Source organism: Bombella sp. ESL0385 (assembly GCF_009725755.1).
Classification (GTDB): Bacteria; Pseudomonadota; Alphaproteobacteria; order Acetobacterales; family Acetobacteraceae; genus Bombella; species Bombella pollinis.
This window is the reverse complement of sequence record NZ_WNIJ01000002.1, coordinates 155,796-181,589: the sequence shown is the minus strand read 5'-3', so window position 1 is coordinate 181,589 and position 25,794 is coordinate 155,796. Positions and strand designations below refer to the sequence as shown.

At 52.8% G+C, this 25,794-nt stretch carries 19 protein-coding genes; 14 read left to right on the top strand and 5 right to left on the bottom strand.

The features are described 5' to 3' along the window. Nucleotides 1–300: 300 nt before the first annotated feature. The 9 genes from edd to GM557_RS07060 all read left to right on the top strand — a co-directional run bounded on the left by edd (nt 301) and on the right by GM557_RS07060 (nt 10,666). The gene (gene edd, locus GM557_RS07100) at nt 301–2,169 is read left to right on the top strand and encodes a phosphogluconate dehydratase (RefSeq protein ID WP_155573662.1); all 1,869 of its coding nucleotides are present in this window, start codon (nt 301–303) and stop codon (nt 2,167–2,169) included. After that, a complete protein-coding gene (eda, locus tag GM557_RS07095; RefSeq protein ID WP_099026863.1) occupies nt 2,166–2,786 on the top strand; it encodes a bifunctional 4-hydroxy-2-oxoglutarate aldolase/2-dehydro-3-deoxy-phosphogluconate aldolase in 621 nt (206 codons plus the stop codon). The genes edd and eda overlap by 4 nt, the downstream gene beginning before the upstream one ends. Nucleotides 2,787–2,983: 197 nt before the next feature. Next, complete coding sequence (locus GM557_RS07090) at nt 2,984–4,603, top strand: MFS transporter (RefSeq protein WP_230873308.1); 1,620 nt, start codon at nt 2,984–2,986, stop codon at nt 4,601–4,603. Further along, entirely contained in the window at nt 4,600–5,721 is a 1,122-nt protein-coding gene (locus GM557_RS07085; RefSeq protein ID WP_155573661.1) for an HlyD family secretion protein, read from the top strand. Before GM557_RS07090 ends, GM557_RS07085 begins: the two co-directional genes overlap by 4 nt. Next, nucleotides 5,718–7,229 carry an efflux transporter outer membrane subunit gene (locus GM557_RS07080; protein WP_099026861.1) on the top strand — a complete coding sequence of 504 codons (1,512 nt, stop codon included), beginning with the start codon at nt 5,718–5,720 and terminating at the stop codon, nt 7,227–7,229. Before GM557_RS07085 ends, GM557_RS07080 begins: the two co-directional genes overlap by 4 nt. Before the next feature lie 77 nt (nt 7,230–7,306). After that, nucleotides 7,307–8,905: a bifunctional phosphoribosylaminoimidazolecarboxamide formyltransferase/IMP cyclohydrolase gene (purH, locus tag GM557_RS07075; protein ID WP_155573660.1), complete on the top strand. Its 1,599-nt coding sequence runs from the start codon at nt 7,307–7,309 to the stop codon at nt 8,903–8,905. Nucleotides 8,906–8,915: 10 nt separating this feature from the next. Continuing rightward, nucleotides 8,916–9,302, top strand: a complete 387-nt coding sequence (locus tag GM557_RS07070; RefSeq protein ID WP_155573659.1) for a hypothetical protein — start codon at nt 8,916–8,918, stop codon at nt 9,300–9,302. An 8-nt stretch (nt 9,303–9,310) separates the two neighbouring features. Then, nucleotides 9,311–10,069, top strand: a complete 759-nt coding sequence (locus GM557_RS07065; protein ID WP_099026858.1) for an NAD kinase — start codon at nt 9,311–9,313, stop codon at nt 10,067–10,069. Between the two features lie 120 nt (nt 10,070–10,189). After that, on the top strand, nt 10,190–10,666 hold the full coding sequence (locus GM557_RS07060) for a TM2 domain-containing protein (protein WP_155573658.1): 477 nt from the start codon (nt 10,190–10,192) through the stop codon (nt 10,664–10,666). Nucleotides 10,667–10,755: 89 nt separating this feature from the next. On the opposite strand, the gene GM557_RS07055 is transcribed toward GM557_RS07060, so the two are convergent. The 5 genes from GM557_RS07055 to GM557_RS07035 all read right to left on the bottom strand — a co-directional run bounded on the left by GM557_RS07055 (nt 10,756) and on the right by GM557_RS07035 (nt 17,582). After that, a complete protein-coding gene (locus GM557_RS07055; RefSeq protein ID WP_155573657.1) occupies nt 10,756–11,691 on the bottom strand; it encodes a 2-hydroxyacid dehydrogenase in 936 nt (311 codons plus the stop codon). Between the two features lie 13 nt (nt 11,692–11,704). Continuing rightward, nucleotides 11,705–12,193 (bottom strand): low molecular weight protein-tyrosine-phosphatase, encoded by a 489-nt coding sequence (locus GM557_RS07050; RefSeq protein ID WP_155573656.1) that lies wholly within the window; start codon nt 12,191–12,193, stop codon nt 11,705–11,707. Next, nucleotides 12,190–13,167, bottom strand: coding sequence for an AEC family transporter (locus GM557_RS07045; protein ID WP_155573655.1), 978 nt, complete (start codon nt 13,165–13,167; stop codon nt 12,190–12,192). Before GM557_RS07045 ends, GM557_RS07050 begins: the two co-directional genes overlap by 4 nt. 101 nt (nt 13,168–13,268) lie before the next feature. Further along, the gene (locus GM557_RS07040; protein ID WP_155573654.1) at nt 13,269–16,958 is read right to left on the bottom strand and encodes a Hint domain-containing protein; all 3,690 of its coding nucleotides are present in this window, start codon (nt 16,956–16,958) and stop codon (nt 13,269–13,271) included. A gap of 99 nt (nt 16,959–17,057) precedes the next feature. Then, on the bottom strand, nt 17,058–17,582 hold the full coding sequence (locus GM557_RS07035) for a hypothetical protein (protein ID WP_155573653.1): 525 nt from the start codon (nt 17,580–17,582) through the stop codon (nt 17,058–17,060). A 636-nt stretch (nt 17,583–18,218) separates the two neighbouring features. Here GM557_RS07035 and GM557_RS07030 point away from each other — a divergent pair. From GM557_RS07030 to GM557_RS07010, 5 genes are all read left to right on the top strand, one after another. Continuing rightward, nucleotides 18,219–18,713: a DUF3576 domain-containing protein gene (locus tag GM557_RS07030; RefSeq protein ID WP_155573745.1), complete on the top strand. Its 495-nt coding sequence runs from the start codon at nt 18,219–18,221 to the stop codon at nt 18,711–18,713. A gap of 9 nt (nt 18,714–18,722) precedes the next feature. After that, nucleotides 18,723–21,332, top strand: a complete 2,610-nt coding sequence (leuS, locus tag GM557_RS07025) for a leucine--tRNA ligase (RefSeq protein WP_155573652.1) — start codon at nt 18,723–18,725, stop codon at nt 21,330–21,332. A 14-nt stretch (nt 21,333–21,346) separates the two neighbouring features. Further along, entirely contained in the window at nt 21,347–22,093 is a 747-nt protein-coding gene (locus GM557_RS07020) for a hypothetical protein (protein ID WP_230880639.1), read from the top strand. Then, nucleotides 22,090–23,094 (top strand): DNA polymerase III subunit delta, encoded by a 1,005-nt coding sequence (gene holA, locus GM557_RS07015; RefSeq protein WP_370513452.1) that lies wholly within the window; start codon nt 22,090–22,092, stop codon nt 23,092–23,094. The genes GM557_RS07020 and holA overlap by 4 nt, the downstream gene beginning before the upstream one ends. Nucleotides 23,095–23,337: 243 nt before the next feature. Continuing rightward, a complete protein-coding gene (locus GM557_RS07010; protein WP_155573651.1) occupies nt 23,338–25,728 on the top strand; it encodes a TonB-dependent siderophore receptor in 2,391 nt (796 codons plus the stop codon). The last annotated feature ends 66 nt before the right edge of the window (nt 25,729–25,794 follow it).

The window sequence follows — 25,794 nt, the reverse complement described above, 5'->3', positions numbered from 1 at the left end:
ATTTTAAAAAGCCCAGAGAGGAGTTTTGTGCATGACAGTGCAAGGCTTCATCTGGGTTTTTTGTAGAGAAAACCCCCAAAAATCACTCTTTTTATAATATTGCCTTGTGTTGGGTGCTGGGGAGATGGTCAGTTCGTGCATGGGGGGTGGCTTGCCCGTTGGGGCGTCTTTCCTTACATAAAGGTGGTGCGATGCTTCCCTTTTGTTGGGGAAGCAAGCGGATGATAATATGATACCGTGTCTCTCAGGGGGAATTATCCGTCTGTCTGTGGGGTGTCCAGCCGAACAGCGAGTGCTTCAATGTCTCTGAATTCCGTTGTTGAGAGTGTAACGTCCAGAATTATCGAGCGGTCCAAGACGTCCCGCCGTCGTTACCTCACTCTTATGGAGCGTAACCGTGAAAAAGGTGTAGACCGGTCCCGGCTTACATGCGGGAACCTGGCCCATGCCGTTGCTGCCTCCAGTGCTGCTGATAAGCAGGAGCTGGTTTTTGAGCAGCGTGCTAATTTGGGCATTATTACAACTTATAACGATATGCTTTCTGCCCATGAGCCTTATGCTCATTACCCGGAGCAGATGAAGCTTTTTGCACGTGAGGTTGGGGCTACAGCACAGGTTGCTGGTGGGGCCCCGGCGATGTGCGATGGTGTCACGCAAGGCCAAGAGGGGATGGACCTCTCCCTTTTCTCGCGTGATGTAATTGCACAATCCACCGCCGTAGGGCTGAGCCATGGTATGTATGATGCTGTAGCTCTGCTTGGTATTTGTGATAAAATTGTTCCTGGCTTGTTGATGGGTGCGCTGCGCTTTGGTCATCTACCGGGCATGTTGATCCCCTCTGGCCCGATGATCTCTGGCCTGCCGAACAAGGAAAAAGTCCGGGTTCGTCAGCTTTATGTTCAAGGGAAAATTGGCAAAGATGAGCTGATGAAGGCCGAGATGGCCTCTTATCATGCTGAGGGGACCTGTACCTTCTACGGGACAGCCAATACCAACCAGATGATGGCCGAGTTCCTTGGGCTTATGATGCCGGATTCGTCCTTCATCCCTGTTGATACGCCACTGCGTCAGGCTGTGACCCGTGCCGGGGTCCATCGTTTGGTGGAGATTAGCACAAAGGGTAAGACCCCACGCCCAATGGCCGAGGTCGTCAATGAGAAGGCCATCGTGAACGCCATTGTTGGTCTGATGGCTACAGGTGGGTCCACCAACCATACGATCCACATCCCCGCCGTGGCGCGTGCTGCGGGTATTATCGTTAATTGGGAAGACTTCTCCGACCTTTCTGCTGCGGTGCCAACCTTGTGTAAGGTGTATCCAAGCGGTCCTTCCGATGTGAACAAGTTTAACGAGGTTGGCGGTTTGCCGACTGTCATTGCTGAACTAGCCGATGCTGGCTTGATCCATCGTGATATTCCCACTGTCTCTGAGAATGGGTTGGAGGATTACGCCAAACGCGCTCTGCTAGGCAATGACAAGAATGTTGTTTACACCCCTGCCAAGCCATCCAGCGATGTTGAGATTCTTCGCGGTGTGAAGGACCCATTCCACCCAGTTGGGGGGATTCAGTTGCTTCAGGGTAATCTGGGTCGCGGCGTGTATAAATCCAGTGCTGTGGCGGATAACCTGCTGACCATTGAGGCCCCGGCCCGCGTCTTTAACTCCCAAACGGCGGTGAAGGAAGCGCAAAAGGCTGGTGAGTTGCATCGGGATGTTGTGGTTGTGGTGATTGGCCAAGGCCCGCGCGGCAATGGCATGCCAGAGCTGCATAACTTGATCCCCTCCCTCGGTGTGGAGCTGGACCAAGGCTTTAAGGTGGCATTGGTTACAGATGGCCGTCTCTCTGGTGCGAGTGGTAAGGTCCCCGCTGTGGTGCATGTTGGGCCGGAGGCGCAGGTTGGCGGCCCGCTGGCTAAGGTGCGCGATGGCGATATGATCCGCGTTTGTGCCCGTACAGGGCAGTTGGAAGCTCTGGTGGATGAGAAGGAATGGAACGCACGTACGCCGACCAAACCGCATCGCGCCACAGCTGGCACAGGTCGCGAGCTGTTTGCCCTCATGCGTGAGGTGGCACCGTCCGCCGAGCAGGGGGCCTCGCCGATGCAGTTCATGATGGATCGTGAGCTGGATGAAATCGGTGATGATGTTGAGAAAGGAACCGAGGTATGAGCTACATCAAAAGACTGGATGCGGTGATGGACCGCAGCCCGATTATGCCTGTTCTGGTTGTTGAGGATGTGGCTACGGCCCGCCCGATTGCTGAGGCCTTGGTCGCTGGTGGTATCTCCACCCTTGAGGTGACATTGCGCACACCAGCTGCTTTGGAGGTCATCTCTGAGATGTCCAAAGTGGAAGGGGCGTTGGTCGGTGCTGGTACGGTGCTGAACCCTAAGCAGATGGACCAGGCTATGAAGGCTGGTGCAAAATTCATGGTCAGCCCCGGCATCACACCGGCTTTGGTGAAGGAAGCGTTGGACCGTGACGTACCGTTCCTCCCCGGTACAGCCAATGCTAGCGACATCATGATGGGTTTGGACCTAGGGCTACGCCGCTTTAAGTTCTTCCCTGCTATGACTAATGGCGGCATCCCGGCATTAAAGGGGCTTTCCGCTGTGTTTGGTAGCTTGGGCGTGCGCTTCTGTCCTACAGGGGGCATTACCGAGGCTACATATAAGGACTGGTTGGCCCTGCCGACAGTCGCTTGCGTTGGTGGCTCTTGGTTGACCGCTGGCAATGCTTCCGCTGAGGAAGTAGCGAAGCGGACAAAGGCTTTGGGCTTGCGCTAAGCTTTAGCCCTTCTCGTCTGAGACGTTAAGGCAAAGCGGGACCATGCGGCTTATGGCTGTGTGGTCCCGTTTTTTATGGGAAAAGCTTGTTGTTTTTAAGTAACAGACTGGTCGGATAATTTCAAAAACATTAGGCTCTTTATTAAGTGATATGCCAATCTCTGATAGAGGTTTGACCTCTTGGTCAGGAGGATTGGTTGCAGGCTATTCGTGCCCATATGACATCTATCATCGGTCTCGCTGGCGTTTTGCTGGTAGCGGTGATGACAACGTTAAATGAGCAAGTCTCCCTCCAAGGTCTTGGTGATATTATGGGGGGGATGGGCCTTAGCCGGGACCCGTCCCGGTGGTTTGTTAGCCTCTATACCTCCGCACAGGTGATTGGGGCAGGGCTCTCCCCATGGATGGCTATTACGTTTAGCTTGCGCCGTTGGGCTTTGTTTGTGCTGGCCCTTGCTTTAAGCAGCATTGTGCCGATGACTTTTTGCACGATGCCCATAGCCGTTTATAGTTTGCGCAGCGTGCAGGGTTTGGCTGGTGGATTTGCCATCCCTTTGCTGATGTTCTCCATCTTGCGGATTCTGCCTTTTCATCTGCGGGCTTATGGGCTGGTGGCTTATACGCTTGTCTCCACCTGTTTTCCTTATCTCGGTACAGCTTTGGCCGGGATATGGACGGATTTTTTCAGTTGGCGGTTTATTTTCTTGCAAGCTATCCCGCTAGGCGCGTTAGCGGGGGCATGTATTTGGTATGGTATGCCTGTTACGGAGCCACAACATCATCGCTTAAAGCGGTTTAATGGTTATGGCTTGCTATTTTTCGTTATGGCCGCTTGGTGCCTAACAACGGTGCTGTCCCTTGGTGATTGGCTGGACTGGTTCAATTCATCCCTTATTTGTGTCTTGAGTGTGATTGGTGTCGCAGCCATCCCCCTTTTGGTGTGGAATGAATGGCGGCACCCTTTGCCTTTTTTTCGCTTTCAACTTCTCAGTCGGAATAATTATTTCTACGGGGTAGGGGGGATTAGCCTCTTTGTGGTGATTTCACTCTCTGCCTCGGCTGTGCCTTTGCAGTTTCTGACAAAGATAGTGGGCTACCGGCCGGAGCAAAGCTATCTCATCACCTTAGAAGTCGCAGCGGTGGAGATATTGGTCGCGCCTTTTGTGGGGTATTTGCTCAATAGGCGGGAGGTGGATTGTCGCATCATCGGCTTTAGCGGCATGGTTTGCATGTTCATCGCCTGTTGTGGGGATTCCCTCGTTACCTCCGTATGGCAACGGCCGGAGTTTTATCTCTGGCAGTTTTTGCAAGGCATAGGCGGGGTGATGGTGTTGGCCTCCCTGTTGATGATGTCCACCAATGCCGTTGTGGCAGAAGAATCACCTTTTGCCGTTGCGTTGGTGAATATGCCGCGTGCCTTCATGATGGTGGGGGGCACATGGTTGGTGGATTTAGTGACGCGGTGGCGCGGTGGCCTGCATGAGGGCCGCTTGGCAGACCGCTTGGGCCAATATCGATACGCGCTTGTGCAAGGTAGTAGCCCTTTATTGCAAAGCCCTACGCCTTTTTTACCAGATGGAACACCGCGTTATCGCGGGAGTATGGCGTATCTTAAACAGCAATTTCATCATCAAGCCACTGTGCTGACGTTATCGGATTTATTCTGCGTTTTGGCAGCATTGTTAGTGGTGTTGATGGTCTTTATCCTCATTGTGCCTGTGCGAACTTATCCACCATGGGTTGTATTTGCACCACGAGTTGTGACATCGCCAGAGCAGCCAGAGGCCCAGCGTGGGGAAGGGGTGGAAGAAGAATGACACAACAAGCAGCAGAACATCATAGCCATAAGCAGCAAGGGCGTTTTTTGGGGCAACGCTGGCCGGTCTGGTTAGCGGGGGGGATTCTGGCTCTTTTTGTGGGTGTGATTCTGGCGATTGTGTTCATCCCTGCTGCACGCGTATGGACGAATGATGCGTATGTGACGGCACATTATAGCGTTATCGCCCCGCGTGTACCGGGGCAGGTTGTGGCTGTGGCAGTGGATGATAACCAGAGTGTTCATGCAGGGGATGTGCTGGTCCAGCTCGACCCACGTGATTATCAAACTACATTAGACCAAGCCCGCGCGACCGAGGCGCATGACCGTGCGGTGGTGTTGGATGCTGCTGCTACTGTAGCGCGTCAACCCGCTTTGATTGCCGAGGCTCAAGCGCATGTGGCGCAATTAACCGCGCAGTTGATTTTCGCCCGGCAGAATGCAACCCGTTATGCCCATTTGGCGCGTAATGGTGCGGGGAGCCGCGAGCAGGGCGAGCGCACACGGGCAAGTTTGGATGAGCTGGCAGCGTCCCTTCAAGCCGCGCAAGCGCAATATGCCGCAGCCCAAGCGCAGCTACGTGTGTTGGAGGCTGTGCAGGATTCAGCACGCCGCCAAGTGGAGGTGGACCATGCACGGGTGCATCAAGCAGAGTTGAACCTCTCTTACACCACCATTCGTGCGCCTTTTGATGGCATGGTTGGGGAACGCACCGTTCAGGTGGGAAATTACGTTCCCAATGGGGCGGCGTTGATGGCCCTTGTGCCGATGGACCAACTTTGGATTGAGGCAAATTATCGGGAGTTAGCCCTCCAGCATATGCGCCCCGGCCAGAAGGCCCGCATCCATGTTGATGCTTATGATATTGACCTTGAGGGCGTCGTGGATAGTGTCCCGCCTGCCTCTGGAGCGGCTTTTGCGCCTTTGGCACCAGAAAATGCTACGGGTAATTTTACAAAGATTGTCCAACGTCTGCCGGTGAAAATTACCCTTCTTCCCGGTCAGCCTCATGCACGGCTATTGCGGATGGGGCTTTCGGTCGAGACAACGGTGGAGACGCATTTAGCCAATATTGTGCAGGCTCAAAAGCGGCTTGACCGTGGGGTGACAGATAAATGAGGCAGCGTAGTTTTTGGCTTTTAATAGGCCTATTAGGGCTGGGTGGGTGCATCCGTGTGGGGGCGGATTATAAAACCCCAAAAGAGACGGATCAACCTAGTGGCTGGGAGAAAGCGGCTGATGTGCATGAGGCACGGACGCGCGGTTTTATTCATGCAGGGGATGTGGATACGACATGGTGGCAGCAATGGCACGACCCTGTTTTAAATAAATTGGTCGAGCGGCTTTCGCGCGATAATTTGGATATTCGGCAAGCGGCCACGCGGGTGCTTCAAGCTCGTGGGGAGCTTAAAGTAGTCGCCTCGGAAGGGGTGCCGAGCCTAAATTGGGCAGGCTCTTATACATGGACGCAGCAGAGCACCCACGGTTTTCTCACCCTCGCTCAGCCTGCACCGGGGGCGAATTTGCAATATCAGCAATATGCCAATGTTGGCTCAGCCTCGTGGGATATGGATTTATTTGGCCGTATTCGCCGCCTTGTAGAGGCAGGTAAAGCCCGCGTGGTGGAGCAGCAAGCCTATGCGCGTGGGGTGGCGTTGGGACGGCTGGCCGACCTCGTGGAGGCTTATTTGCGCCTTCGTGCTGTGCAGGCACAGATTCACCTTACAGAGCAACATCAAGCCCTTGTGCGGCACGACCTTGCCCTTGTGTTAGCACGGCAGACAGAAGGAGCCGCGAATGACTTGGAGGTCGCGCAGGCGCGTGGGCAGGTGGAGCAAACCGATAGTGCTTTACCCCCTTTACGGGAGATGCAAGCGGCATTGATTAACACGATTGGCGTGATGCTTGCTTTGCCGCCTCGTGCGTTGGAGGGGGAGTTACTGCCTATACGACCGCAGCTGGACCTCCCTGTTTCGGTCGGGGTTGGGGTGCCATCCAGCCTCGCCCAACGGAGGCCGGATATTATGATGGCTGATGCACGGCTCCATGCCGCTACAGCAGAGGTGGGAGCAGCAAAAGCGGCCTTTTATCCTGATATTAATCTAGCGGGTAATTTAGGAACACAAAGCCTCTCTGCGGGGGATTTCTTCATGCCGGGGGCGAAATATTTTACCCTTGGTCCTACTGTCAATGTACCGATTTTTGAGGGGGGACGTTTACGCGGCACCTTGGCTTTGCGTAAGGCGGAGCAGCAGGAGATAGCCCTTGCTTACCGGCAAACAGTCTTAGAGGCATGGCGGGATGTTGATGATGCAATTACCCGTATGGCGCAACTCCAGCTACGGTATCAGCATATCATGGAGCTTGTTCGTCAGAATCGTAAAGCCTATGAGGCAGCACGGCTGCAATATCGGGATGGTGCGGTGCCTTTCTTAGAGGTGGACCGCGCGGAATCCATGTTGCTTTCCAGCCAAGTGGTGGAGGCAGAACTCCATATGCAAACAGCGTTAGCCGCCGTGGGCCTCTATCGTGCTTTGGGTGGTGGATGGCAAACGATGATGGCGACAACAGAGCAGCGCATGATAGGTAATCATGCGCATGAGAGCCAGATTGAACATCAAGAATAACCCTTAAAGAGGCTTTTTAGCGCGGATGGTTCTGAATCTATCTTGCACAGGAGGGAGGGGGGCGATATGCCAAAACCATGACTGATACACGCTTCTCCCCTCGTCGTGCCCTTCTTTCTGTCTCCGATAAGACTGGGTTAGTTGAACTCGCTCATGCCCTCATCGCAAAGGGGGTGGAAATCCTCTCGACAGGAGGGTCCGCTCGCACATTGCGCGATGCTGGCCTGCCGGTGAAGGAGGTCTCCGACCATACAGGCTTCCCCGAGATTTTGGATGGCCGTGTTAAGACGCTCGTACCGTGGATTCATGGTGGTATTCTTGGCCGCCGGGATAAGGCAGAGCATCAAGCGCAAATGCAGGAACATGGGATTGCCCCGATTGATTTGGTTTGTGTCAATCTTTACCCATTTGCAGCGACTGTCGCTTCCGGCGCGGATGAAGAACAATGTGTCGAGAATATTGATATTGGCGGCCCGGCTATGGTGCGCGCGGCGGCGAAGAATTTTGCCTCTGTAGCGATTTTAACAAGCCCAACCCAATATGAAGCGTTTTTAAACGCCCTAGCGCAAGGGGGGACAACCCTAGCAGAACGCCGGGCATGGGCTGCTGCGGCTTATACCCATACAGCAGCATATGATGGGATGATTGCTGCATGGTTCACCCAGCAGGATGATGAGGCGAGCAAAATAAATGGCGTGAGCTTACCGCCTGTTCTTACCCTCTCTGGCCAGCGTGATACGCTTTTGCGTTACGGTGAGAATCCTCATCAAGCAGCAGCGTTTTATCGGGATGGTAGTACGCGGCCGGGTCTTGCTACAGCACGGCAGATTCAGGGGAAGGCTCTAAGCTATAATAACCTGAATGATACTGATGCCGCTTTTGAGGCTGTAGCAGAGTTTGAAGCCCCTACAGTGGTGATTGTGAAGCATGCAAACCCTTGCGGTGTTGCGTCCGCTGGGAGTGTTGTGGAGGCATGGAAGGCCGCCTTACGCTGTGACCCAGTCTCTGCCTTTGGGGGGATTGTCGCGTTGAACCGGACGCTAGATGAAGCAACAGCGGAGCAGATTAGTGCCATCTTTACCGAGGTGATTGTCGCCCCAGATGCAGAGGAAGGGGCAAAGGCTATTCTTGCGAAGAAGAAGAATCTTCGTCTCTTGCTGACAGGTGGCGTGCCAGAGGCACAAGCACCGGGGCTGTCCTTCCGCTCGGTTTCGGGTGGGTTCTTAGCTCAGAGCCGGGATAATGGTCATGTTACGGAGGATATGCTGAAGGTCGTCACCAAGCGTCAGCCAAGCAAGGCGGAGATGGCGGACCTCCTTTTTGCCTTCCGCGTTGCCAAACATGTGAAGTCTAATGCCGTGATTTATGTGAAGGATCAGGCTACGGTTGGCATTGGTGCGGGGCAGATGTCCCGTGTGGATAGTGCGCGTATTGCAGCGCGTAAAAGTGAGGATGCCGCACACGCTGCGGGGGAGACTGATGCTTTGACAAAAGGCTCTGTTGCTGCTTCTGATGCCTTCTTCCCCTTTGCTGATGGGCTAGAGAGTGTGGTAGCAGCCGGGGCTACGGCGGTGATTCAGCCTGGTGGTTCCATCCGTGACCAAGAGGTGATTGATGCTGCTGATAAAGCAGGGATTGCGATGGTCTTTACGGGTATGCGGCATTTTAGGCACTAAGGAGCATGTGATGATCGCTCGTTTTTCTGCATTTTTTGTCATCATGATGGGCTTACTCGGCATGATGCCGGCTTTCGCCCATGCTGCGGAATGTCAGTATGATGTGCGGCCCTTGCCTGTTTTTACAGGGACAGTAAGCCGCATTACGGGCGATGGCGTGCTTTTTACCGATGGGCGTGCAGTCGTCATGCCGGAATCTCTTTTGCCTTTTGTACGGCTGGATAAAGAGGTGAAGTTGCATGGTCTGCTCAGCCTTGATGGGCATAAGATTTGGATGCTGGCCCTTTATGATAAAGAGCAGCTTATTTGCCCATCCGCGTTGGATGTCCGCAAAGGGGCTTATCCCGGCTCCCCTGCTTATGATGTCATTGAGCATAAGAGTGGTGAATCCCCCTGAGTGCCTCTATGAATATTGCCTTTGTCGCAGCGGGGACGGACGCCGCGCAGGAAGCCCTCACGCGCTTTACGGAGCGTTATGGCAATGTCCCGTTAGAGCAAGCTGAAGTTCTCGTCTGCTTAGGCGGCGATGGCTTCATGCTGGAGACATTATTGCAAATTATTGGGCGTAATATCCCTGTCTTTGGTATGAATTACGGGACGGTTGGTTTTTTGATGAACCATCCAGAGGAGGATCAGCTTCCTCAACGTCTAGCTTATGCCCAACATACGGAGATCGCCCCGCTGCATATGTGGGCGCGCACCACAGCGGGTGAGATGCATGAGGGTGTCGGCTTTAATGATGTGTTCCTTTACCGGGAAACACGCCAGACGGTTCATATCGGTATAGAGGTTGATGGCCGCGTGCGGATGCCGCGCCTAACCTGTGATGGCGTTATTCTGGCTACCCCAGCGGGATCAACTGCTTATAATCGTTCTGCTCATGGGCCGATTATTCCTTTAGGGGCGGAGCTTTTATCCCTTACACCAATATCGCCTTTTCAGCCGCGCCATTGGCGGGGGGCGTTATTGCCAGCGGATGTAACTGTACGCTTTACTTTGGCAGATACCAAAAAACGCCCCGCCTCTGCTGTTGCCGGGCCGGAGGAAATACGCGATGTGGAGGAGGTTATTGTCCGGTTAGACCAAGAGAAAAAAGTTACTCTACTGTTCGACCCTGACCATAGCCTATCGGAACGGATTATTGCCGAACAATTTGCTGAATAAATTGTACATAATCAAGAATAATGTTGTGAGATTTTATTTAATGGATAGTTTTTAATGGCAGGACTCGTTATAGTTATTCAATATGTTCTGTTTAGGTAATGATTCCGTTGGAGAGATAAAATGCGTGGAACAATTCTGAATTATGATATTCGCATTGGTGAAGGGCTGATTAGCGGTGATGATGGCAAGCGTTATACGTTTAAGGGAAGCAGCTTTGGCTCTGACAATGTTTTTTTAAAAAACGGAGTCGCTGTGGATTTTGAAGTAGAGAATGATGAGGCACTCTCTATTTTTGTCGTACCAGGAACAGGCCAGATATCAACAAATGATATTTTCGAGGGGATTGGCGGTAAGTCTAAAATGGTTGCCGGGCTTCTTGCTCTCTTTGTGGGTGGGTTTGGTGTCCATAAGTTCTATTTAGGTTATAAACGAGCAGGCATTATTATGCTTTTGGTGACTATTTTTGGGATTATCTTGCTAGGGATTCCAAGTATTATTATTGGGATTATTGCCTTTGTTGAAGGGATTATTTACCTCACAAGGTCTGATGAGGGTTTTTATCGAACATATGTGCAAAATCGCCGGGAGTGGTTTTAACCCTATCGGCTGTGGAGAGATGAAAATAGAAAGCCCGGCAGGCCTTCCCCTGCCGAGCTTTGCTGTAAGGACTTTATGATGAGACCTGTTTAATATGCAGGGGTCAGGAGGGGTTTACCGCTGAAATAGGCGTGCAAATTATCAATGATATTTTGCCCCATTGCTAAGCGTGTCTCTATCGTTGCGGAACCTTGATGGGGTTGTAGGACGACATTCTCTAGCGCGAAAAAGGCCGGATTAATCTTCGGCTCATTCTGAAAGACATCCAGCCCCGCCCCGGCAATGGTTTTGTTTTGGAGGGCAGTGAGCAGGGCATCTTCATCCACCACGCTACCGCGAGCTGTATTGATGAGGACGCCGTCCTTGCCGAGGGCTTCAAGAATCTCCGCATTAATCAACCCTTTTGTTTGGGCTGTTGCGGGGAGGGTTAGCACCAAAACATCCGCCCAATGGGCAAGAGCTTTTAAATCTGGCTCAAAAGCTAGTGGACTATTGGCATGGTGATGGCCACTAAAATAGGCGACCTCCATAGCACTGGCCTGCGCGCGTTGCGCTACTGCTTGGCCAATACGGCCAAACCCGGCAATCCCTAATTTCCGCCCTTTTAGGGAATGGGCGAGGGGTGGCAATGTCCCATCAGCCCATGCGCCTTTGCGTAAAAACGTCTCATTGGCTCTTAGATTACGCTTGAGCGCGAGTAGAAGCAGCATGGCCATATCGGCTACATCATCGGTGGAGATGTCAGTTGTGACAGTGACGCGGATAGCGCGCTTTTTGGCCTCTGTCAGGTCGATGCGGTCTAAGCCCACACCATTAACAGCGATGATTTCGAGATTAGGTAAGGCGGCCATGATCTCTGGGGCAACGCCGTAGGAGCCGCCTGTAGCAACTGCCCGAATGGTAGGTGCAACCTCTTTAAGAGCGTCTAACGTGCTGAACTGTAGAAGCGTGAAGTCCTTTGCGAGGGCCTCCATCGTAGGGGCGGGGAGGGGTTCTAAAAGCAGGAGGGGTTGTTTTGGGGACATGATGAAGGACCTTTCAGAGAGAGGAAGACTCTAAATAACGTGCTGCAAGAGCTTTACAGCCAGCTTCCACGTCGTGCCATGTGGTCTCAAAACCGGCTTCAGGGCCATAATAGGGGTCGGCCACATCGCGTCGTGTTTCATGAGGGATATGCTCTAATAAAAGGCTGAGTTTCGCTTTGCTTTGGGCAGGCTGCATCTTTTGCAAGGCGGCTAGATGGGAGCGGTCTAAAGCAATGATGTGGTCGAATCGTTCAAAATCTTCTTTACGGACTTGGCGGGCGCGGAGGGGGTCGGCATTCAACCCATGGCGGCGCGCTGTAGCGCGGGCGCGTGGGTCTGGTCGGTCGCCTTCATGCCAATTCCCCGTCCCTGCGGAGTCGATATCTGCCATGAGGCCGCGTTGTTCAATTTCGCGCCGCATAGCGAGTTCTGCCAAGGGAGAGCGGCAAATATTGCCGGTGCAAACAAATAAGAAGGAAGGCGCAGAGGAGAGGCAGCTCATGAATGGGTCATCCAAATAAAAAAGGCTAAGCTGAATATGGCACTTACCGTGCCGAAAAAAAGGACCGAGGCAATTTCGCGCTCCATTATGTGATAACGCATGGCGAGAATGACATTGATAGCCGCACTCGGCATCGCCATAGCAAGAACGCCTTCTTGCATGGTGAGAGTAGGGAGATGCCCAGCAAAGGCTAAAGCGCATACCCCAAGAGGGATGAGAAAATTACGCCCTAAAACCATTAATCCTACAGAGAGGCTAAGGCGGACTTGCCGGGCGCATAATACTACGCCGGAGGCAAAGAGGGCCGTTCCCCCCGTGGCATGGCCGAGTAGTTGGAAGGCATGTGTGAGTGAAACGGGAAGGCCGATACCAAGCAATACGAGCAAGAAGGCCAGCATTGGGGCCCAGACAACAGGCTCTTTGCAGGAATGGAGGAGATGCCCGCCCAGTTCGCGCATGGTGGTGTGCCAGCTATAAGGCCCTTCATGCTGACATTGTTGGCGTTGCTGGTCATGATTCATCAAAATGAGGGTCAGGGGGATTTGGCAGAGATTCATTACCAATGAGCCAACGGAGATTGGCACGGCACTGCTAGGGCCAAAGAGCTGCCCTAAAACGGGAATCCCAATAAAGGGGACAGAAGGGCCGGTGATTGTCATGGCGATGAGGGCTGCTTCGCTTTGTCTGCGCTTCATCACCCAACGGAGAAGGCAGAAAAGAACAACATAGATACCAAGCATCGCCACAAGAATGAGTCCCGCTAAAGGCCCAGCGGAGAGAATATGTGCGCGTGGTGTGCTGAGGATGGAGGTAAAAAGAGCCAGCGGCAGGGCATAAAGCATCACGAGGCGGATTAAGATACTTGCTTGTTGGGAGTCAAAATCCCGCCGCCAAGCCGCCACATAACCCAGCCCTAATGTAATTAATATGGGCAGGATAGCATTTATAATTGTCAGGAAAAGGGCTGTTGTCATAGCGGCCATCAATCCTGCCGTGGGAGTGGAAAGATTAGCCTATGATGTTTTCTTCCGTGAGGGAAGGGAGCATTACAGCTCCCTTCCTGTGTCCGTCCTCTTTATGAGGGGAGGCGGTAAGGCCCACCAGCCTGCACCTCAATCGCAAGGACTTGCTGGCTCGCACTGACAGGCGGGCTATCGTGCAGAGGCAGCTCTGCTTCGCCATTGGTCCAACGATGTGGCCCAGCCTCGATGACATCCCAACCATTTAGGCCTCTATCTGTTAGATGGCGTGTGATGATGCTCTCACGCCCACCATTCCAGAGGGAGACTTGTCCAACGAGAACACCTAGTTGACGGCGGTCATCCATATGAGGCCCTACAGCCTCGGATGGACGGAAGGTACGCGAGCCAACGGTGACGCGCTGTGTATAGGCGGGGAGGGTAAAGAGATAACGCCCTGCCTCATGCCGTTGTGGGTGGAGCGTCTCCCCCGTTTCTAGACGGATATAAGGCGCAGGGTCCGTTGTGGTTTCCCCATCTTGGGAATTTTGTTCGGCCTCTGGATCGGTGAGGCCAAGTTCCGCTGCGCGAGCAGCAAACTTGTCATGCAAGGGCTTGACGAACTCTTGAGTAACACCCAGCGGAGCCGCGGCATTCTCATTCCAGTTAAGCTGCTCTTGCTCGACCAAGCGGAGGGTATTCTCCTCATTAGCTTCGTAATGGTCTTGCAGGTCAGTATCCAGCCAGCTTTCTGTCAAGACATCATTTGCCCAGATGACAGAATGAGGCTCCGTTTTGATGTGGTAATAATCATATTCCACTTGGTTATGGTCATAACGGATGGAGGTCCCATTGATGAGCATGCGAGCTGGGACGAAGTGACCTTCAAAATAGAAGCAATGCTCCGGTGTTACAGAGAGGTCTTTATTGGGTAAGCCGGGACCGAAGGCGTCCTTGGCTACAATAACAGACCAACCGGCGAGATCCTCTGGCTGAGAGGTATTTACACGCGCACGCCGTTGGATGACAGCTGTAATCTCGCGCGTTTCCTCACGCCCTTCATTAAGGACACAGATTGTCTCACCTTTACGCAGACGTTCAACGGCCTTCTCCCCTTTCGGGGTACGAATCATACTGCCAGCGAGGAAGCATTTTTCGTAAATAAGGACCGTATTGCCTTCACCATCATCGTTGAGGATAAAGCCACCAGCGTTATAGTTACCTTTGAGGCTCAGCTGCCATGTTGAGGCGTTAGAGCCGTTAGAATCTGTCTGTGTCACAAAGACAGTATTCCCGCTGACAGCAGTTTGCCACTTATCGGTATATTTCATCCCGTAAATACGGATACGAGCATTATACCCCATGGAGGTATTGATGAGTGTTGCACCGGAGGCAATAGTGAGGAGCCCGCCAAGCTGCTCAGGGTCGTTTGTACCATCCGCACCGAGGACGGTAGCCCCAGAGAGGTAACCGCCAGAGGTCACCATTGTGTAAGGATGGCGTGCATAGGGCCCTTTACCAGAGTCGAAGGTAACAACGGTATCCTGTGCTGTTCCTTGGGGGCCAACAACAAGCTCATCATTGTTCGAGACTCTGGCACCACTGACCCAACCGCCGCTAGCGACATCAATATGTTGGACAGAGGCCCCGCTCATTAACACACCAGAGCCACCGCTGAGGATGGTCAGGCGGCTAACATACGCCCCCGACTGCACCGTTGCGTTACCACCGGAGATGAAGACGCTGCTAACATTGGCCCCGGAATTAATAACACCTACACCGCCATTAAGCGCGGAGAGCGTCTGGAGGCCAGCCCCACCGGCGGGAATAGCTATTGTCCCACCGCTCAGGGTAACATTCGGCACTGTTGCACCACCATCCAGCAGGGCAGAGCCACCGCTATTTATGGTAAGCGAGCTGACAGTCACCCCGGAGGCAATGTTCCCTGTCCCGCGGGAGCCTAGTGAGAGAGCATCGACTGTCCCACCGGAGGAAATATTAGCAAAGCCAGCATTATTACCAGCCCCGGTTGCGCTGATGCTGGTGACGTGGACGCCAGAAGCCAGAGAGATGAGACCGCCCGTAAGTTGAGCTGTAGCCCCATCAGCAACGCTAGCACCAGCCAGAATACTGGCTGTCCCGTTACTAATAGGCGCAAAGTTGCTTGCTGTCCCCCCAGAGCCGAGGATAAGCAAACCATTCATCCTGGCCCCAACATTATTCGCAACAGCTCCGCCGCTTACGATGACCGTCCCACCAACGGCAGCCTTATTCTGGGGATCATAACCTGCAATAGCAGCCCCGACCGAATCGCCAGATTGCGTGACCAAACCTGTACCGTTTGGACCTGCGGCATAAATGCCAGAGATAGTAGCCCCAACATTAGCGACCACCTGACCGGCACTAGCAAGCAGGTAATCTGCTGTTACCCCAGAGACGGGAGCAAAAACTTGGTTGCTATCATTAAGGGTCGCCCCGCTGTAAATGACGGCACCAGCATCAATCGTGGATGTACCACCGGTATTGATGACCAGGTTACCAGCCGTACCGCCGCTATTAAGCAGGACTGTACCTTGAGCGTTAGCGGTAACGGCACTTCCCGTACCGCCAGATGTTATCCGGATTGTACCGCCAGTAGATGCCGTAAGGACATTACCTGTCCCCGCTGCGGAAACAACAATGTTACCGCTGGTCTGGGCAGAAAGGTTGGAGCCTAGTGCATCGCTGAGGAGTGTGATGTTACCTTGTTGTAGGGCCGTACCACCGCTGATGATACCACCAGCACTGCCAATTTCTGTACCGCCCGAAACTAAAGGAGAAAGGGCCAAGCCACCGCTATTAACTGTACCGATACCGCCTGAAAGAATGGTGGAACGGCTGGCTATACCATCTTTGTTAACAATCTCGGTTCCGCCAGCGGAGACCATATTGTTAAAGGAGGTCCCGCTACCATAACCGTAAGCGGAGGTAGCATAGCCTTTATTCAGCCATGACACATATGTCCCACCCCCAACAATGAGGGTCCCACCGCTCACAGCGATAACACTGCTTGTTGTACCGCCAGAGTTGAGCCCGGTAGCACCGCTGAGGACAGTTGATTGTGATGCGAGCCCCTTGCTCATCACGGCCTGTGTGGCAGCAGAGCCAACAAACAGCTGATTGAGTGATAACCCGTTAGAGAAGACGGATTGTTGGCCGCCGACGGTGCCGCCGCTTGCCGTTCCCCCATTCCCAACAGCGTAGAGGCTGCCGGGGTTGAAGGTACCGCCCAACATAAGGCCACCACTACCGTTAACGGAGTAGCCTTTAACGGTGAAGTCAGCCCCACCACCACCAACGAGGGCGTAGCCGCCGGACCCAACAATAGAGTTAATAGCTGTACCAATCCCGGTGATAGGACCAATGCCCCCTTGGTTAGGGTCGGCTTTGGAGGTCACTGATCCAGCGAAGACGGCACCAGAATAACCTACAACCCCACCGCTAATAACCCCGCCACCGATAGCCTCAATAGAGGCGGCGGAAAGAGCGGTGGCACCATACATAAATGAGTTATTACCGGCGATGGCGATAGAGCCACCATCGACAGCGATACCATTTGTTATGTTATGGTTAAACACCGCTACGAGGGAGTTGATTATGGCCCCATTAGACCCGCTGGATAACCCGCTTACATAGTAGTTAGAAACGTTAGTGCTAAGGCCAACGGTATTTTGGGCACCGCTCAAAACTGTCGCCCACCCATCGGGGGCTTGAGCTGTCCCAATCGGGGGAAGATTATCGTACTTGGAATCAAAACTATAGGCCATGCAGAGGGCTGTCCTTCCAGCAAGTAGGGCAGAGTAAGTTCATGTGTGGCTATGATAAAAGAAGAATTAATAAAATACTATAAAAAAGTGCGCACTTTCTTAAGAAAGGGGGGTCACATTGTCCGCATAGCTGTGGGGGTGGCTGGCTTCAGCAACGCTAAAGAAAAGGAGAATCCCGTCCTTTTGCGGGGAACAGAACTCTAATTTCGTCCCAGCGCTAAGGCGCAGCGCGGTAATATCGTGGGGGTGTTGCAGCAGTGGGTGGGGTATCTCTGGATTCTCTAGGTCAATGGTATTGGGAGCGAGGTTGTTTAAATAATCCGAAGGGGATGGAATCCCGTAATCATTTGGATTTGAAGATTCGGTAATAGAGACTTTTAACGATCCTCCAAGGAATAAAGTGATTAAAGCTTGGTCTGTGGGGACTTCAAGAAGAAACTTAGTATTGGTTTGAATGAGGCATAGTTCTGCTTGGTACCCATTGCGCCGATATAATGTAAGATTCGTTAATCCATTTTGATGATGGGTTGGTTTTAAAAGAGGAATGGAGAGTAAGCCGGGTCCAGCGGGGGAGAGAAACCATTGACGAAACGCCTCTAAGCTTTCAATGATCGGATGGGTCATCCCGTATATATCCTAAAATATTGATTCTAGTCTCTGTGTAGCCATTCTTGCTGAATGGTTGGTGTCCGCGGGGGGATTCGAACCCTCGACCCCAGGATTCATACCACTTCGATTTTCATCGCCAGCCCTTCCTATAAAATAGGAAGGGCTGTTCGTGGTCTGGACTGTCTCTTCACCACAGGGAGGTCCTGCCGCGGTGTCGCCCGTACAGTCTCTACACCTTCCTGCGTCATTCAGATGAATGAGGCAGGTTTGGCTCGGGATTGGCATAGCCTACTCAATATTTATAGAGAGAGGCGTTAGCGTTCCCCGAATTTGAGCGAATTCACCGGATGGTTTGCCAGCCCGGTGCCCAATTAACTTAGGAATCCTGTGCTCTATCCTGCTGAGCTACGCGGACACGCAGGCTCTGCCTAGCGGCTTTTTTGCGCTTTCGCAAGCCTGTCTATGCAGCATAGCTCTTGGCCTGCGAGGGTGAGCGCGATATGAAGGGGGACGTTTTGATCATTTATGATCGTTATGCTCCTGTCTTTGCCATGGTGGGGGCTTCAATTTGAGACCGGCCTTGGCATGGCCTTTTCAGGTTTGCTCATGTTCTTTTCATCATCGCGCTCAGCCTTTCGCTCTTTTGTCTCTATGTACAATATGCCGCGTTATACCGTGCTGCCTCTTGTAGCGTTATTGGCTGTTGGCGGTCTGGCAGGGTGCGGCGGTGATAAGCGTAACCCATCCTCTTTAGCTGTGCCGCGTAATCACCTGTTAGGGGTGGATCGTGGTGCACAAGGGGGTGATGACCAGCTTCGCGGTGGGGTAAATGCTTATCTCTGGCGTGGGGCGATTGATACGCTTTCCTTCATGCCGATGGCCTCTGCTGATGCGCAGGGGGGTGTTATCCTTACGGATTGGTATCAGCCGGCAGGGGCGCAGGATGAGCGTTTTAAAATCGCAGCTTATATTTTGGACCGCCGGTTACGTTCCGATGCACTTCGTCTGAGTGTCTTCCGCCAGACGCGCCTTAATGGAGGGGAATGGCAGGATGCCCCCGCTGCACCGAACACAGCTTCAGACATTACGGCGCGTATTTTAGAGCGTGCCCGTCAGTTGCGCGCTGAAAATGGTGGCGGGAAGTAAGAGAGACTCATGAGCGATAAAACAGTGAATAGCGCAGCCGAGTCCGGTTTTGACTTCCATGCGCGGGAGCCGCATTGGCAAGCCCGTTGGGCTGAAGCGGGGACCTTCCATGTGCCGGATGTACCGCCAGCCGATAAGCCTAAATATTATGTGCTGGAGATGTTCCCGTATCCTTCTGGGCAGCTCCATGTAGGGCATGTGCGTAATTATACGCTAGGTGATGTCGTAGCACGTTATAAACGCGCGCGGGGTTATGCTGTGTTGCACCCTATGGGGTGGGATGCGTTTGGCCTCCCAGCGGAGAATGCCGCGCGGGAGCGTGGGGTGCATCCGGGTACATGGACATTGCAAAATATCGTCACCATGCGCGGCACGTTGCAACGGCTAGGCTTCTCGCTGGATTGGAAGCGAGAGATCGCTACATGCTTGCCGGATTATTACGGCCAGCAGCAAAAGCTCTTTCTCGATATGTTGGCAGCGGGTTTGGTAGAACGGCGCGATTCGTCAGTGAATTGGGACCCAGTGGACCAAACTGTTTTGGCAAATGAACAAGTTGTGGATGGGCGCGGTTGGCGGTCTGGCGCGTTGGTGGAGAAAAAGACGCTCTCCCAATGGTTCCTCAAAATTACCGATTTTGCTGAACCCCTTTTGGAGGGGCTGAAAACACTTGATAAATGGCCAGAGCGTGTCCGCACCATGCAGGAGCGTTGGATTGGCCGTTCTGAAGGGGCGCGGATTCGCTTCAGCCTGCATAATCCTCCGCAAGGCTATGATGTGGATGGCGATTCCATTGAGGTTTTCACCACCCGTCCTGATACGCTCTTTGGGCTAAGCTTCATTGGTATTGCAGCGGATCATCCCTTGGCGCGTAAGATTGCGGCGGGCAATGCTGAGGCGCAGAGCTTTATTGAGGAGTGCCAGAGAGTTGGCACGTCCGAAGAAGCGTTAAGCACGATGGAAAAACGCGGCTTTGATACGGGCCTGCGTGTGGTGAACCCGTTGAACCCAGAGCAAACCGCCCCGGTCTGGATCGCTAACTTCGTGCTGACAGAATATGGCACGGGTGCTGTGTTCGGGTGCCCCTGTGGGGACCAAAGAGACCTCGATTTTGCGCGTAAATATGGGTTGGATGTCCCTTCCGTTCTGCTGCCTACAGGTGAGGAAGAAGCGACGTTTAAAGTCGGGAAGAAGGCCGTCACAGGTGAGGCCACGCTTTATAATTCCGGCTTTTTGAGCGGTAAGACGACCAAAGAGGCGATTCGTGCAGCTATTGCGCGGGTGGAGGAGCTTGGCGTTGGGCAGGGTGTAACTAATTGGCGTTTGCGCGATTGGGGTATTTCTCGCCAGCGTTATTGGGGCTGCCCCATCCCTATCATCTATTGTCCGTCTTGTGGTGCGGTCCCCGTGCCAGAGGCAGAATTGCCGGTGACCTTGCCGGAGGATGTCAGTTTTGACGTACCGGGCAATCCGCTAGATCATCATCCAACATGGAAGCATGTTGCTTGCCCTAAATGTGGGGCAGAGGCGCAGCGGGAAACTGATACATGCGATACGTTTGTTGATAGCTCATGGTATTTCGCCCGCTTTACCGCCCCACAGGCCAAAACACCGACAGAGCGTAAGGCTGTTGATGGCTGGCTTGCGGTGGACCAATATATTGGCGGCATTGAGCATGCGATTTTGCATCTCCTTTATGCACGCTTCTTCACGCGTGCGATGAAGAAGACTGGCCATTTGGATGTGAGCGAGCCTTTTGCTGGCTTGTTTACGCAAGGGATGGTCACTCATGAGAGCTATCGTGATGGGGCGCAATGGCTATATCCTGATGAGGTCGAGCAGCGCGGCGCTGAAGTTGTGCGGAAGGATAACGGTAAAGCCGTGACGGTTGGACGCTCGGAGAAGATGTCCAAATCCAAGCGTAATACGGTCTCGCCTGTGGAGATTATCGAGCGTTACGGGGCTGATACAGCGCGGTGGTTTGTGCTTTCCGATAGTCCGCCAGAGCGTGATATGGAATGGACAGCAGCCGGTGTGACGGCGGCCGGACGTTTTATGCAACGTCTGTATCGGTTGGTTCAGACGGTTGCTGCGCAGGATGATCCTCATGCCGCGCATGATACGGCAGGGGATGAGTTGCGCCATGTGACTCATCGCACCATTGTCGCAGTGACGGAAGCATTGGAAGGCTTTACGCCGAATGTGGCTGTTGCGCGTCTGCATGAGCTAGCCTCGGCACTGGGTGAGGCCACTGGCCATGAGGAGGGCCTTCCCGCAGCGCGGCGTGAGGCCGCTTATGTGCTGGTGATGTTGATTTCCCCCATGATGCCGCATCTGGCAGAGGAGTTAATGTCTCTCTTAGAGCCAGAAGGCCCCATGGTTGTGGAGCGGCCTTGGCCGGAGGCAGATGAGAGCTTATTGGCGGTAAAAAAAGTCACGATTGCTGTGCAAGTGCTTGGTAAGCTGCGTGGGACGATTACATGCGCCCCTGATGAAGCTAAAGAGGTTGTTATCGCGCAAGCCAAGGATGAGCCGAATGTGGCGAAGGCTTTGGCAGGCAAGCGTATTGTTAAGGAAATCCATGTGCCAAACCGCATTGTTAATTTCGTGGTAGCAGGGTGAGTAAGAGGGGCTGGATGAGCAATATGTGCCAAATGCAGCGTATTATACGCGGGGGGCTTGTTATTCTTGCCGCAGGATTAGGGATTACGAGCCTTGGGGCATGTGGCTTCCAGCCTCTTTATGGCAAGCAATCAGCCCAAAAAGAGGTTGCGGTTAATGACCAGTTGAAGAATGTCTTCGTTGCGAACATTCCCAGCCGTTTTGGGCAGGAAATACGCCTCGCTTTGCAAAAGGAAATGGCTGGAGATGGGCCAGAGCGGCCAGAAGGCTATGTATTGCGTGTGAGTGCGACAGCCTCGTTAGAATCAGTTGATGTGCATGAAGATAACACATCTGGTCGGACGCGCGGTGTTGGTTGGGCGGATTGGCGTTTATATCGTGTCGGAGACATGGATAACGTTTTAGCACGTGGTTATGCTCGGACGATGGATGGCTATAATATGTATATTGAGCAATATTTTGCTCAAACCTTAAATAATGAGACGCTCTATAAACGGATTGGCGAAAATCTCGCTCATGAGATCACCATGCAAGTAGCCGTATGGTTTAAGGCGCATCAATCCCTTGGGCAGGAGAAATCCATTCGTCCCGGGCGTGACCCTTATTTGGACCGTCTGCCAGGGATTCAACGGACAGATATGCGGAATCTGGGGGTGGATGGCTTTCCTGCGAGTATGACGGGGCGCAGTAGCAATAGCATTACCACTTCGACAGGTGAGGATAGCCGCCACCTACAGGAGGAAGAGGATAACGGCCTGTGAGGATAGGCACGCAGGCTGCCGAGCGGACCATTACCGAGGCAGCTCGTTGGCGTGTTGTTCTTCTCCATGGGGAGGATCATGGTCTTATCCGTGAGCGCGCTAAGCGTGCGGTGCAAACGGTTTTTGAGGATTTGGATGACCCTTTCCGCCTTGCTCGGTTAGAAAGCGAGGAACAAGGCCGTTTTGAGGAAGAAGCCTCGGCCCTTTCTTTAACAGGAGGGCGGCGGGTTGTTTGGGTGCGTGGGGTGAAGGATGAGCTTTTACCTCCGCTTAAAGAAGCTCTAGCTCAAGAGAGTGATACGCTGGTTGTGCTGGAGGGACCGGAGCTGACAGCACGCTCTAGGCTGCGACAATTTGCGGAAAAACATGAGCAGGTTGCCGCTATAGGCTGTTACCCTGAAGAAGGGCGGACCTTATCGCGCACGGTTGCGGATATGTTGGCTGAAGAGCGCATAACGCTCGATAAAGAGGCGATGGTTTGGTTCCTTGAGCATGTGGGTAATGACCGCAGCCTTGTACGCAGTGAGGTAGAGAAGCTTCGTCTCTATGGTGAGCCGGGAACGAGATTGGATATAGAGGCGGTACAGGCTTGTGTGGGGGATTCGGGTCAAGCCTCGCTAGATGATGCTGTGTACGCAGCTTTAGCGGGTAACCGGCTGAAGGCGGACCGGGCTTTTGAGCGTGCTATGGCTGATGGCACGAGTGCTGTAGCTTTTGCGCGTGTAGCATTGTCTGTATTGGAGCGGATGCAACAGGTGAGCTTACGCGTTCAGCAAGGGGCCTCGCGGCAAGAGGCGATGGCGGCTTTAAAACCGCCTGTTTTCTTCCGCCGTAAAGATGAGTTTCTCGCTGGGCTACAACGCTGGTCCTTCCCCGCTTTGCAACAGGCCGCACGCGCTACGCAAGCTTTGGAGCTTGCATGCAAACAAAGTGGCGCACCTGATGAGTTATTATGCCGTCGTCATGTGGTAAAGCTGTGTTATCCGCGTTCTTTTTTATAAAGAAGATGTAAGTAGCATCCTCATTCTTTAAGTTCTTCTTGTAAGAAAGAATGGTTTTCCTAAAAAAGCGTTATTTTTATTAATATGGAGGGGTTTGGTTTATCTCCTTGAAAAACATGATTATTTTTACGTCCTTCTCAAAGGGAGAGGCGTATTGGGGAGAAATTAAATTAAGTTTTATTATTAAATGAAAATGATTATCATTTAGAGAAGAACGAGATTATTCCTTGCATGGTGATGTAAATGAGTCGATTTATCCGCAGCGGCCTTAGGCCTTTTTCAGCAGCCTTGACCTTAGGGAGCGTTGCGGGGGGAGCGTATGCAAACACAACGGCCGCTGCCGATGCTGCGCATATAGGGGCTAAGCCTAACATACAGGCGACAGAGGCCGACTCGGATGGTGACCAAACAGCGGCGGATGTTGGTGTTCAAGCTAAGGGTGTGGAGCGCATCCATGTAGTGGGGCACCCATTTAATACATTGCATGCAAGCAATGATATGGGGCGTATGCCGCAAGATGTGATGCATACCGCTCAGACAATTGATGTTGTCCCGCGGGAGTTGATTAAGCAGCAGAATGTCAAATCTCTTGATGAAGCCCTGAAGAATGTGCCCGGTATTACAGCCTCTGTTGGGGAGGGGGCTGGTGGGATGAGTGGGGATCAATTCCTCATCCGTGGGTTCCCTGCGCAAAATGATATTTATGAGGATGGCTTGCGGGATTTTGGTGTTTATACCCGCGATAGCTTCTTCCAAGATTCGGTGAATGTCATTAAAGGCCCATCATCTGAAGTATTCGGTAATGGGACAACGGGCGGGGCGATTAATATTGTTACAAAGACCCCGACATTACATGACCATTACGGTGCTGACTTTAGCGGTGGGTCGGCTAATTTTTATCGTGGTGTTGTGGATGTTAATAAACGCATCAATGATACATCAGCCTTCCGTGTGGAAGGTATGGCTAACTCCAACGATGTTGTAGGGCGCGATTATGTATATTCCCATCGTTGGGGTGTTGCGCCATCTATAGCTTTTGGTTTGGGAACCAAGACAACTGTTGTGTTGCAGGTGATGCACCAAACATCGCGTAATGTTCCCGATTATGGTGTACCCGTTGTGAATGGCCATCCCATAACGGAGAGCTCGTCCTTTGGGGTACGGCGTAGTAATATTTATGGTAAATCGCAAGACCATGATAATAGTGACGATACAATGGAGACGCTGCGTTTAAAGCACGTCTTTAATAAGCATCTTACCTTCCATAATGATTTACGCTTTGGTGAATATAGCCGTGACTTTGCGGCATCTTCACCACAATGTGCTAATGCGTCATGCTCGGAATTGCAGATTTATAATCCGGGTTATAAGAAGGTGGACCCTGCGGCGGGGATTGGCCTTAATGGCGGGCCAATGCCGTATAAGCAAAAGAGCTGGTCTTTCCAAGATGTGGCCTCCCTACAGGCTGATTTTAAGACAGGCTTCTTGCGCCATCAGCTCGTAACGGGGGCGGATTTTGAATATGTGCAGGATTCCCGGCGGCAATATGCGTATGATGCTGTAGGGGCTAATCGGGCAATTCCGTGGCAGAATACATATCATCCTCAGCGTGATAATTATGGCTATGGGACGTGCCGCGCTGATTCTGGGAATTGTTGGAAGAATACGAATTATAGCCTAGGGCGGCCTGATTCCCATGGTTATGGGTTTGATACGGGCTTATTCTTGTACGATCAAATCTGGTTTGCAAAATGGGTGTCCATCAAAGGGGGATTCCGGTGGGACCGTTGGCAAACAGCGTATAAAACATGGGGGGCTGATGGGCAGGAAAGTGCTGCTGCACGGGGCCCGCAAGGGAAGGCTCCCTCTGCTGCGCTAAATTATCACGATACAAAAGGCGTCTTTAACCCGACAGCCAGTTTGCTCATTACTCCCAATAGCTGGCAGACCTTTTACTTCACTTATGCGAGCTCTACCACGCCGATGGGCATGTATGTGACCAATGGCGCAATCCCTATTCGCCCCCTTAATGGGCAGGTTGCTACTCAGCCAGAGCGGGCAAAGCTCTATGAGGTCGGCTCGAAGATGAGCTTCTTGCATGACCGTTTAGGGGCGACAATTTCGCTTTTCCGGCTGGATAAGAGCAACGCTCTGACAACCGACCCGATTGCGGGGCAGGTTTTGGCCACAGGGGTGAAGGAGCGTAACCAAGGCTTGGAGCTCTCCCTTGGGGGGATGATTCTGCCGGGTTGGAACATTACCGGGACGTATGCTCTATATGACCCTCGCGTGATGTCTGGCGCGAATCACGGGCGGAATATCCAATATGTGCCGCATAATCAGGCGACCTTATGGACCGCGTATGAAGCCTTCCCCGGTAAGTTGTGGAACTTTACGATTGGCGGAGGCGTTACATGGCGAGAAGGCGTGTATCTGGACCTCGCAAATACGGCGAAAGTCCCGGCTAATGTGGAGTTCGATTCTTACATATCCCATCGTATCAATCGGCATTGGGGCGTATCGCTTAATGCGTATAACCTCTCCAACCGTTTGAATTATAATTCCCTCTTTACAAACCGCGTTACCCCAGCACCGGGCCGTGCCTTCTTGGGGCGGTTGAGCATGGATTATTAAATCACCACTCAAAATATCAGGGTGTGAACCGCGCTTGCTTGCCTTTCAGAGAAGGGCAAGGGGCGC